The 12,171-nt window shown below is 48.8% G+C and carries 8 protein-coding genes; 6 read left to right on the forward strand and 2 right to left on the reverse strand.

Going from position 1 to position 12,171, the window contains the following annotated elements; all coding sequences use genetic code 11:
- The first annotated feature begins 22 nt into the window (after positions 1 to 22).
- The 5 genes from L5M51_RS11680 (at position 23) to L5M51_RS11700 (ending at position 6,367) form a co-directional block, all read left to right on the forward strand.
- The gene (locus L5M51_RS11680) at positions 23 to 1,324 is read left to right on the forward strand and encodes an anaerobic C4-dicarboxylate transporter (RefSeq protein ID WP_113940028.1); all 1,302 of its coding nucleotides are present in this window, start codon (positions 23 to 25) and stop codon (positions 1,322 to 1,324) included.
- 139 nt (positions 1,325 to 1,463) lie between these two features.
- Positions 1,464 to 2,189: a fumarate reductase cytochrome b subunit gene (locus L5M51_RS11685; protein WP_113940029.1), complete on the forward strand. Its 726-nt coding sequence runs from the start codon at positions 1,464 to 1,466 to the stop codon at positions 2,187 to 2,189.
- Positions 2,190 to 2,340: 151 nt separating this feature from the next.
- On the forward strand, positions 2,341 to 4,350 hold the full coding sequence (locus L5M51_RS11690; RefSeq protein ID WP_219250630.1) for a fumarate reductase flavoprotein subunit: 2,010 nt from the start codon (positions 2,341 to 2,343) through the stop codon (positions 4,348 to 4,350).
- Positions 4,347 to 5,072, forward strand: coding sequence for a fumarate reductase iron-sulfur subunit (locus tag L5M51_RS11695; RefSeq protein ID WP_105251338.1), 726 nt, complete (start codon positions 4,347 to 4,349; stop codon positions 5,070 to 5,072). Before L5M51_RS11690 ends, L5M51_RS11695 begins: the two co-directional genes overlap by 4 nt.
- Before the next feature lie 227 nt (positions 5,073 to 5,299).
- A complete protein-coding gene (locus L5M51_RS11700) occupies positions 5,300 to 6,367 on the forward strand; it encodes a porin (protein WP_105251337.1) in 1,068 nt (355 codons plus the stop codon).
- Between the two features lie 168 nt (positions 6,368 to 6,535).
- On the opposite strand, the gene ssb is transcribed toward L5M51_RS11700, so the two are convergent.
- Together ssb and L5M51_RS11710 are read right to left on the reverse strand one after the other, a co-directional pair.
- The gene (ssb, locus tag L5M51_RS11705) at positions 6,536 to 7,246 is read right to left on the reverse strand and encodes a single-stranded DNA-binding protein (RefSeq protein ID WP_011790777.1); all 711 of its coding nucleotides are present in this window, start codon (positions 7,244 to 7,246) and stop codon (positions 6,536 to 6,538) included.
- 109 nt (positions 7,247 to 7,355) lie between these two features.
- On the reverse strand, positions 7,356 to 8,723 hold the full coding sequence (locus tag L5M51_RS11710; RefSeq protein WP_113940034.1) for an MFS transporter: 1,368 nt from the start codon (positions 8,721 to 8,723) through the stop codon (positions 7,356 to 7,358).
- 403 nt (positions 8,724 to 9,126) lie between these two features.
- Between L5M51_RS11710 and uvrA the strand changes: the two genes are divergently transcribed.
- Positions 9,127 to 12,009 carry an excinuclease ABC subunit UvrA gene (gene uvrA, locus L5M51_RS11715; protein ID WP_263172853.1) on the forward strand — a complete coding sequence of 961 codons (2,883 nt, stop codon included), beginning with the start codon at positions 9,127 to 9,129 and terminating at the stop codon, positions 12,007 to 12,009.
- The last annotated feature ends 162 nt before the right edge of the window (positions 12,010 to 12,171 follow it).

Below are 12,171 nucleotides of genomic sequence, written 5' to 3' on the forward strand. Positions count from 1 at the left end.
AAAATAAAATAGAGTTAACACTATGATTATATTAGAGATAATTATCGTCCTCGGGGCTATTTACCTTGGTGCAAGGATGGGTAGCATGGGAGTCGGCTTCGCTGGCGGTGTCGGGGTACTGATACTGACCGCGGGGATGGGACTCAAACCGGGCAATATCCCGATTGACGTGATCCTCATCATTATGTCAGTTATCACCGCGATTGCGGCCATGCAAGTGTCTGGAGGGATGGATTATTTAGTCTCACTGGCAGAAAAATTATTACGTAAGCATCCCAAACAAATCACCTTTCTGGCCCCTGTCGTCACCTATTTCATGACACTTTTTGCGGGTACAGGCCACACAGCATTCTCCACCTTACCTGTTATTGCCGAAGTCGCAAAAGAGCAAGGCATTCGCCCCTCTCGTCCCTTATCTATTGCCGTTGTCGCATCTCAAGTCGCCATTACCGCCTCACCGATTTCAGCGGCTGTCGTGTTCTTCTCAGGTATCTTAGAGCCGTTTGGCGTAGATTATTTAGTACTGTTAGCCGTTTGTATTCCCTCAACTTTCCTCGCCTGCATGGTCGGAGCCGTTGTTGCCAACTTAATGGGTAAAGAACTGGCCGATGATCCTGTCTATCAAGAACGCTTAGCCAAAGGTTTAGTTAAAACACGCGGCACAACTCAAATCGAGATTAAAGCCGGCGCGAAACGATCTGTGATGATTTTCTTGCTGGCGATTGCGGCTGTCATGGCCTATGCCACTGCGATATCTGACAAAGTCGGTTTGATTGTTGACCCTGTATTGCCACGCGACGCCGCCATTATGGTGCTGATGCTCACGGCAGCTGCCGCTATTACGATTTTCTGTAAGTTAGACGCGAGCGAAATCTCTAATGCTGCCACCTTCAAGTCAGGCATGTCAGCCTGTGTCTGTGTATTAGGTGTGGCTTGGTTAGGCGATACCTTAGTGTCGAATCATATCGAGGAAATCAAAGATCTTGCCGGCACCTTACTGCAAAGTCAGCCTTGGTTATTATCGGTAACCTTATTCTTTGCCTCCATGCTGCTCTACTCCCAAGGCGCGACAACAAAGGCGCTGATGCCCGCAGCCTTAGCGATTGGCGTAAGTCCATTGACAGCCGTAGCCTCTTTCGCCGCCGTCAGCGCGCTGTTTGTATTACCGACTTACCCCACGCTACTGGCTGCGGTCGAGATGGATGATACCGGCTCGACTCGGATTGGTAAGGCGGTATTTAACCATCCGTTCCTGGTCCCTGGCGTTGTGACGATTGCCACCAGTGTGGCATTAGCCTTCCTGTTTGGCGGCATGATGCTGTAGCTCAATTTTACCCTAAGTGCTCTCAGGGCTAATGCCTACAAATGGATTAACCCTCTTCTTTTAATCTGTATCTATAGACTTTGTTTTGGCGTGATGCAGGTACATTCACGCCATAGCAAATCGAGTAAGAGGTGAATTAATGTCAGCAAAAACGCGTGTTCCTACCGCCATTAACGGCGGACCATTTGGCCAAGCTTGGTCGGCTAAAGCAGACTGCTTACAAAGTGCGACAGGGCTTATATTAGGTATTTTCCTCTTATTTCATATGCATTTCGAGGCGAGCATTTTATTTGGTAAAGAAACCTTCTTTCACATGGTGCAATTCTTAGAAGGCAGTATGTTTAGCTCGACGGGTCATGGCTTCCCCATCGTGACCCAGATAATTTCAGTCATTATGCTCGTGATTGTTGCAGTACATGCCGCCACTGCACTACGTCGTTTTCCAGTGCAATTAGGTCAATGGCGAGCGATGCGTGGCTTTATGTCGACTATCAAGCATAGAGATACCCAAGCATGGTTCTGGCAGATGATCACAGGTTTCTTACTGTTTTTCTTAGTGTCAGCCCATCTTGCCACTATGATTTTAAACCCTGATATTGGCCCTCACCTTTCGGCCGAACGGGTTTACCACGATAACGCTTGGCTCTTATACGTGGTGTTTTTACCTATCGTGTTATTCCACGGCATCGTTGGTTTATACCGAGTGATATTAAAGTGGGGTGTGAGTAGTAACCGTCCACTTATCCGCACTATAGCGCAAGTATTGATCGTCTATTTATTGTGTTTAGGCACATTAAGCCTAGTGACCTATATCAATATTGGTATCGAATTAGTTTTGCCAGTACAACCGTTTATTCCTCAGTAATGGGCATGACGCTATCGGCGCACCTAGCCTGTATAGCAAGACAAACAACATACGGATCCTCCTCTGATACATAGTTGCAGCGCATCTATGCCCGAGGAGCGCAATGATAAATCCATGAAATGTTATCTAAATTATTAGATAAGGATCTGATTTGAAAATCATTTATACAGACTCATTAGTCATTGGCGCAGGATTGGCAGGCCTTAGAGTCGCAATTGCCACCAAAGAGCGAGGCCTAGATACCTTAGTGCTATCGTTAATTCCCGCAAAACGTTCACATTCGGCCGCCGCACAGGGCGGAATGCAAGCCAGCCTAGGCAATACTGTTAAAGGCATGGGCGATAACGAAGACATTCACTTTCAAGACACGGTAAAAGGTTCTGACTGGGGCTGCGATCAAGACGTCGCACGCATGTTTGCCCACGTTGCACCGAAAGCGATCCGCGAACTCACCAACTGGGGCGTACCTTGGTCGAGAATATCTGCCGGCCCGCGTGAAGTCATCATGAACGCACAAAGGGTAACGCTCAATGAGGCTGAAGAAGCTCACGGCCTGATCAATGCCCGCGATTTTGGTGGCACTAAAAAATGGCGTACCTGTTACACCGCCGATGGCACTGGCCACTCTTTGCTGTACGCGGTCGATAACCAAGCTATCTCCATGGGCATTCCAGTACACGAACGAATTGAAGCACTGTCGCTGATCCATGACGGTAAGCGTTGCCATGGAGTCATTGCCCGCTGTTTAGTCACAGGTGAATTGCGCGCTTATGTCGCCAAATCCACCACCATCGCCACCGGCGGTTATGGCAAGATTTATGAAATATCGACCAATGCCACCATCTGCGAAGGCATAGGCCAAGCGTTAGCACTCGACACAGGTGTCGCCACCTTAGGCAATATGGAAGCGGTGCAATTTCACCCTACCGCCATAGTGCCCGCGGGGATCCTTACCACTGAAGGGTGTCGTGGTGATGGCGGTATCCTGCGCGATAAAGACGGCCACCGCTTTATGCCAGATTACGAACCAGAGAAAAAAGAACTCGCTTCCCGCGATGTGGTTTCCCGCCGCATGACAGAGCACATGCGTAAAGGTAATGGCGTCGAAAGCCCTTATGGCCCGCATCTGTGGCTGGATATTACGCAGCTGGGCCGTGAACATATCGAAACCAACCTGCGCGAAGTGAAAGAGATTTGTGATTACTTCCTCGGTATCGATCCTTGTAAAGACTGGATCCCCGTCAGGCCTACCCAGCATTATTCCATGGGCGGCGTGCGCACCAATGCCACAGGTGAGAGTCCACAACTCAAAGGGCTGTTCAGTGTCGGAGAAGCGGCCTGTTGGGACATGCATGGTTTTAACCGTTTAGGCGGTAATTCGGTGGCAGAAACTGTGGTCGGCGGCATGATCATCGGCAAATATGTGGCTGATTTTTGTGATAATAACGACTTGGAAATTGATACCGCACTGACCCAAAAATTCATTAATAAATTGCAGCAAGAAATCGATGGACTGATCGAAGGCAACGGCACAGAAAACCCCTTCCAAATAAAGAAAGAAATGCAACGCATCATGATGAACTACGTCGGGATCTTCCGTAATGGACCCGAGTTAGATAAAGCCATTAAAGGCTTGAAAGACTTACTGCTGCGGGCAAAAAATCTTGGCCTAAAATGTAAAAAACGTCACGCTAATCCTGAGTTAGTCGAAGCGCTGCGCGTCACCCGTATGTTGAAAGTGGCCCTAACCGTCGCCTGTGGCGCAGAGGCTCGCACTGAAAGCCGCGGCGCCCATTCACGGGAAGATTACCCACAACGCAATGATAAAGATTGGCTCAACCGCACACTGGCGACTTGGCCAGATGCCGAATCACTTGAACCAGTACTGCGTTATGAAGCGCTAGATGTGATGAAAATGGAGCTACCACCGGGATACCGTGGCTACGGTAACGACAATACTATCGCCCATCCAGATACCGAAAAACGCGTACAAGAAATCAATCAAGTGCTCGCGAGCTTAGGTGATGATCCCGATAGAAACACACTGCAGCGAGCCCTGATGCCATACGAGCTGCCAAGCCACCTGCAGGCTCCTAATGAACGCCTCAGCGATACCTTAGCGATCACTCCAGCCCAACCGGTAGGAAACAAACCACTATGAGCCGTCAAATCAGCTTTAATATCTTTCGCTACGATCCGCAAGATGGCCAAGACAAGCCAAAGATGGAACGTTATCAGTTGACTGAAACACCGGGCATGACAGTATTTATCGCCTTAAATCAACTACGTGAGCTACAAGACCCGTCACTGCAGTTCGACTTTGTCTGCCGCGCGGGCATCTGTGGCAGTTGCGCCATGGTGATCAATGGTTTCCCCACGCTTGCCTGTCGCACGTTAACGGCAAATTATCCTAATGGCGAAATCACCCTAATGCCGCTGCCCGGCTTCGAGCTGATTGGCGACTTATCGGTGAACACGGGTAAATTTATGCGTGAATTAGCCGAACGCTTAAAACTGTGGCTGCACCCTAGACCCGATGATCAGGACATTCATCGTCTCGAAAATCCAATGGCACCCGAAGAAGCCGCACGGATCTATGAACTAGAACGCTGTGTCGAATGTGGCGTTTGCGTGTCGGCCTGCGCCACCAAACAAATGCGTGACACCTTTGTCGGCGCGGTTGGCATGATGAAAATCGCCCGCTTTGAAATGGATAGCAGAGACAGCCGCAGCGCGGATGATTTCTACCATGTGATTGGCAATCAAGATGGCGTATTTGGCTGTATGACGCTACTCGGCTGCCAAGATAACTGTCCCAAAGATTTGCCACACATGCAGCAAATCGCTTACCTGCGCCGCAAAATGGCCGCGACCATACTCTAATCCTCCCTCTAACGTCCCGCTGTTTTGGCGGGATTGATAGGATTGCACCTTTCCAAAACCAGCTGACAGCTTTTATCTGTCAGCTGCTGAGATACGAAGCCTAATTTCTTAGCTAGGCGCCTCCCCAGCACTATCACAAGTGCAAATCCTTACTACTAGCGATACAGCTCAATCGGCAACAAAATCCATTAGCGTAACGCGAGTAGTTGTTATGTAAGGAAACATAAATGAAACCGTCTAAACTCACATCAGCCATACTTGTGCTGAGCTTTGCCACACCTATCTTTGCCGTTCAAGCCAATAATACAGCAGAAACCAATGACGAATTACGCACTGAGTTACAACAAATTCAGCAGAGACTCGCCATGCTCGAAGCTCAAGAAAATGAGCCATCAGTGCCATCGGATACCCAGTTTAATTTTTATGGTTCTTTACGCCCAACCTTCGGCCTGACCCACACTAACTCGGACGATGTGTGGGATGTAGGCGATGCGAACTCGCGGATTGGTTTTGCTGCAGAGCACCAACTCGGTAATGGCTTAGTCGGTTTTGCCAAAGGGGAATTTAAGGTCGATATCAAAGATGACGGTGACTTTGGCGATGCGCGTAAAGCCTATGTCGGATTAAAGGGATTTTTTGGTAGCGTTGCCATCGGTAAACAAGCCGTTACTCAGGAAATGATTTCTGATCCGGTCGATATCTTTAACCGCTCAGGAACACCGCTTGCCTATGACAGTGCGAGCCCATTCAGGCTCAATAATCTCGTGACCTATCGTAAAGAGTTTGGCGACCTGTTATTTTCGGCCGATGCGCAATTCGACGGCAATAAAGGCAGTGGCGGCAGTGACTTCGTTAACACGGGTATCCGTTATAAAACCGACTTCATCTACATTGCCGCGGCTTTTTATAATAAAGAGTTAGAGGACAACAAGGATGAAAATACATTCGGTGTAACCCTAGCGAAAAATTTCAATTCTCTGTTCCTCGCCGCAGCCTACCAAAACATTGAAAAAGACAGCGTCGATGGCACCACATTGGATGGTTCAACACTAGATGTGGTTGCAAGCTATCCCATCACTGACAGCTATAAAATCAAGCTAGGCGTGTCCAGATATGACGATGGCGACAATGACATCACCTCCGCGAAATACAATGCCTATAACACTACGCTGGAATGGCATAAAACACCGAAATTCAGCACCTTCATCGAATATCAAAAAACAGATTTTGAATACCGCGAAACCAATGACCAGATCATGCTAGGCATGCGTTATAACTTCGATTATACGTTCTAAGTTTCTATCTCAAACGTATCGTTATGTGAGCAAGCGAGGTGAAGGGTTTAACAACCTCGCCTACGGCCTCACAGCACAAAACATAAAGACAAGAAACAACAAAGCCACGACTCGCGTGGCTTTGCTTATTTAAGACGATACCGTCTTTACACTTCGATACGTTCCAAATTAGAACGGAATATCGTCATCCCAACCATCATCCAAATCTGGGGTGAAGTTTTGCTGTGGTTGTGGCGCTGGACGCTGTGCCGGTGCTGCTGGCGCTTGATAAGCTGGCGCTGGCGCGGCTTGTGGCTTAGGCGCATAACCACCTTGTTGTGGTTGTTGAGCCTGTGGCTGACCATAACCTTGCTGCTGGGCAGGTGCTGGCGGAGCATATTGTTGCTGAGCTGGCGCTTGGTAAGCAGGTGCTGCTTGAGGCGCTGGCGCATATTGATTTTGCGCAGGCGCGGCTTGTTGTGGTGCAGATTGGTAACCTGCGTTTTGTGGCATGCCGCCGCCCATTGGCGCGCCTTGTGCTTGTCCACCTTGACCACGGCTACCTAGCATTTGCATGCTACCGCTTTGGTCGATAACCACTTCAGTGCTGTAACGGTCTTGACCACTTTGGTCTTTCCACTTACGAGTTTGCAGTTTACCTTCAAGGTAAACCTGTGAACCTTTACGCAGGTATTCACCTGTAATTTCAGCTAATTTGCCGAACAGAACCACACGGTGCCATTCAGTACGCTCTTGCTGTTGACCCTGTTGGTCTTTCCACGATTCGCTAGTCGCTACTGTGATATTTGCGACTGCATTACCGTTTGGCATATAACGCACTTCTGGATCTTGTCCCAAATTGCCAACCAAAATTACCTTGTTAACACCACGACTGGCCATTGAAATCTCCTGCGATTCTTTAAATAATCTATTAATTCAGTATGTTGTTTATCTGTGTCGCCATAGAGGAAAATCAGCTTCCCCAAATACCACACGGCAGACCCAGATATTATTGAGCAGAGCCTAACACAGCTCGTGCTTCTCTTAAATCGAAATGCTCATCAACCTTTAAGTAGGCCACTTTCTCGTCCAGCACGACGATCGCTTCGACGACGCCCATTAATTGGGATAACTGAGTCGCCATATCCCGCGCTTGTGCCTTGTCTTTGACTTCGGCTTCTAAGGTGTAACTCTTTAACAACACAGGGTTTTGCATGCCTAATGTCAGGAATAACCAAATAGACATTAAGATCACGGCAACAATAAATACCCCGACTGCGCCCACGAGCTGGAAAGCACCACCACCGAGCATACCACCACAAAAAGCCCCTAAAAATTGGCTAGTAGAATACACGCCCATGGCCGAACCTTTTTCGCCGACGGGGCAAAATTTGGCAATCAAACTTGGCAGTGAAGCTTCTAAATAGTTAAACCCAGTAAAGAAGAGCACCACGGCAAAACTCAATACCCAAAGATTGCTCGCAAATGCGGCCATCGCCAGCAATGCCACTATCATTATCACGAGGGCAATTTGGAACATCGCCTTAGTATTTTTGCGCTTAACCCCTATGATGATTAACGGCACCATCAAAATAAATGCGCCCACAAAAGCGGGGAAATACAGCATCCAATGTTTTTCTTTCACTAGACCCGCATCCACCAGATCCAGCGGCAGTGCCACAAATACTGCGGTGAGCACTAAATGCAGGATAAAAATCCCAGCGTTAAGCCTAAATAATTGCGGCTCGAGGAACATACGTTTGAGCTTAGCGGGCGTAGCTAGAGTGTCTCCCTTCGGCGCCTGAGTGATGGGATTAGGCACTAAAAACTGGATCAACAGCATACCGACAATAGCAAATACCGCCGTTAACCAAAACAATCCAGTCAACCCAAGATGTTGCGCGACGATAGGTCCCATTAGCAAAGACAGGGCAAAAGATAACCCGATACACATGCCAATAATCGCCATCACCTTAGTGCGCTGCTCGTCGCGGGTTAAATCTGCGGCAAGCGCCAGCACGGCAGCGGCAATCGCGCCCATACCCTGTACAGCTCGACCAAAGACAACGCCATAAATCGTATCTGCATTAGCAGCGATAACACTGCCAATAGCAAACAACACTAAGCCACCAAGAATAATCGGCTTGCGACCATATTTGTCAGATAAAATCCCCATAGGGATTTGCAGCACGGCTTGAGTCAGGCCATAGGCGCCGATAGCAATACCCACCCACAGAGGCGAAAAGCCTTCAAGATGCTGACCATAAAGTGCAAAGACGGGCATGATCATAAACAAGCCCATCATGCGCAAACCAAATACACTGGCTAAAGAAAACGCGACTTTTTTCTCAGTACCCGAAAGTCCGTTGTTACCCATGATTTTGCCCTGGATTGAAGTCTTTTAAGGGGCGCATGTTACCACACCCAAAAGGATTTGCTCAAAAGGAAATAGTGGCCTAAACCACTGACTATACACTTAGCTTTTATCCCGTTTATCACGGACCTATATTGACTGTGTCTGAGTTAACATCTTTATTTTTAACGCTCAGACACAGGGGAATGAGTCTAACATAGTGTTCACAATTGTCCTGTGAGTCAGTGCGCAACAACAGTATTAATCTTAGTTAATCCATTCCATCCACAACATACCGCAAAGCAGGCCGACTTAAAGCCAGTGCCAGCCCTAGGATTGGTGCAGATCACAGAATCAACTAAACTCAGCGGCGGAACTGTGCGATACTTGTGCTCATTTTTTTAAGCATATGGCATTAGAGCGATAGATGGATAAGATTGAAATACGCGGCGCACGCACCCACAATCTCAAGAATATCAACCTGACTATCCCAAGGGATAAACTGATTGTCATCACGGGCTTATCGGGATCTGGCAAATCCTCCCTCGCTTTCGATACTTTATATGCCGAGGGCCAGCGACGTTATGTCGAGTCCCTATCTGCCTATGCTCGCCAATTTTTGAGTTTAATGGAAAAGCCCGATGTGGACCATATTGAAGGCTTAAGCCCGGCGATATCCATAGAGCAAAAATCCACCTCCCATAACCCACGTTCAACCGTGGGCACGATTACCGAAATTTATGATTACCTGCGCTTGATGTTTGCCCGTGTGGGTGAGCCGCGTTGTCCGACACACAATCAACCCTTGGCGGCACAAACCGTCAGCCAGATGGTCGATAAAGTGTTGGAAATGCCCCAAGACAGCCGCTTGATGCTGCTCGCACCTGTAGTCAACGCCCGTAAGGGTGAACACGTTAAATTGCTCGAAGGTCTATCGGCGCAGGGTTATATCCGCGCGCGTATCGACGGTGAAGTGTGTGACTTAACCGATCCGCCAACCTTAGACTTACACGTTAAACACACGATTGAAGTGGTTGTCGACCGTTTTAAAGTGCGTGACGATATCAAGCAACGCTTAGCGGAATCCTTCGAAACTGCACTAGAACTCTCCGGCGGCATAGCGACCGTTGCCAGCATGGAAGACGACACTGGTACTGGTAAAGCAAAAGGCGAAGAACTGATCTTTTCGGCCAACTTCGCCTGCCCGCATTGCGGTTATTCGATGGCGGAATTAGAACCAAGGATCTTCTCCTTTAACAATCCAGCCGGCGCGTGCCAAACCTGTGATGGTTTAGGGGTACAACAATTTTTCGATCCTGAGCGCGTGATCACCAATACCGAGCTTTCACTGGCGGGCGGTGCGATTCGCGGCTGGGATAGACGCAACTTCTACTATTTCCAAATGCTTAGCTCACTCGCCGAACACTATAAGTTCGATGTCGAAGTGCCCTACGAGCAGCTTAGCGAAAAAGTCCGCAAAATCGTACTTTACGGCTCAGGTAAAGAAAGTATTGCCTTTAAATACATTAATGACCGCGGTGATGTGGTGGTGCGTAATCACCCCTTCGAAGGCATTCTAAACAACATGGACAGGCGCTATCGCGAAACCGAAAGTAACTCGGTACGTGACGAATTAGCCAAGTTTATCAATACCCAAGCTTGTCAAAGCTGTGGTGGTTCGCGTCTGCGCGAAGAAGCCCGTAACGTGTTTTTAGGTGATATCAACCTGCCACAACTCACCACTTGGTCGATTGGCGAAGCCTTGGACTACTTCGAGAAAGTCGAGTTTAGTGGCCAAAAGGCGCAGATTGCCGAGAAGATTTTAAAGGAAATCCGCGATCGCTTAGGCTTCCTCGTCAACGTGGGTCTCAATTATTTGAGCCTATCGCGCTCGGCAGAAACCCTCTCCGGCGGTGAAGCCCAACGTATTCGACTCGCCAGCCAAATTGGCGCCGGACTCGTCGGCGTGATGTATGTGCTCGACGAACCTTCAATCGGCCTGCATCAAAGGGATAACGAGCGTCTGCTGCAGACGCTTATCCACCTGCGGGATTTGGGCAACACTGTGATTGTGGTTGAGCATGACGAAGATGCGATCCGTATGGCGGATCACGTGATCGATATCGGCCCTGGTGCTGGCGTACACGGCGGCGAAGTGATTTGCGACGGCCCAATTGAGAAAATCATCGCCTGTGAAGAGTCAGTTACCGGACAATATATTTCTGGTAAGCGCTGCATTCATATCGATACACCGCGCATTCCGTTCGACAAAACTCAAGTGATTGAGTTGTTTGGCGCACGCGGCAACAACTTGCGTAATGTGGATTTAACCATTCCCATTGGCCTATTCACCTGTGTGACGGGTGTATCAGGTTCGGGTAAATCAACCTTAATCAACGATACCTTCTTCAAGATCGCCCATAGAATGCTCAACGGAGCGACGGTGGATGAGCCATCACCCTATGACCGTATCGAAGGGATGGAACTGTGCGACAAAGTGGTCGATATCGACCAAAGCCCGATTGGCCGCACACCGCGCTCAAATCCGGCCACTTATACCGGCATCTTCACCCCAATTCGCGAGATTTTTGCCGGAACCCAAGAGTCGCGGACTCGCGGTTATCAGGTCGGCCGTTTCTCCTTTAACGTAAAAGGTGGACGCTGCGAGGCCTGCCAAGGCGATGGCTTGATCAAGGTCGAAATGCACTTCCTACCCGATGTATATGTACCCTGTGATTCTTGTAAAGGTAAGCGCTACAACCGCGAAACCTTAGAAGTACGCTATAAAGGCAAGAATATTCACGAAGTACTACAGATGACAGTGGAAGATGCGCGTCAGTTCTTCGATGCCGTACCTGCCATTGCCCGTAAGCTACAAACCTTGATGGATGTGGGTTTGTCCTATGTGCGTCTCGGCCAAAGTGCGACCACACTTTCGGGCGGTGAAGCCCAAAGGGTGAAACTTGCCAAAGAGCTGTCTAAGCGTGACACGGGCCAAACCTTGTATATCTTGGATGAACCGACCACGGGCTTACATTTTGCCGATATTCAATTGCTGCTCGACGTGTTGCATCGTCTCAAATCCCACGGCAACACGATTGTGGTGATTGAGCATAATCTGGATGTGATCAAAACCGCAGACTGGATTATCGACTTAGGCCCAGAAGGTGGCGGTGGTGGCGGTATGATTTTAGCCACAGGCACGCCGGAAGAAGTCGCCGAGCATCCAACCTCCCACACGGCACGCTTCTTAAAGCCACTGCTAAAACGGGATATCGAGCTGGCAAAGGCCAATAAAGCTAAGGCTTAACATTCGGCTCACGCCGCAGTTGGTCTGAATAATAAAAGCGCAGTCGCCCTAAGCACTGCGCTTTTTTTCGCTCAGCAATCCAATATGCTTAAGCTATCGCATACATATAGATCTCATTGAATTAGAATCGGATTTAGGCAAAGATGATATTCATCTTCTGGC

The organism is Shewanella sp. SM73 (genome assembly GCF_025653795.1).
GTDB classification, from domain to species: domain Bacteria; phylum Pseudomonadota; class Gammaproteobacteria; order Enterobacterales; family Shewanellaceae; genus Shewanella; species Shewanella oncorhynchi.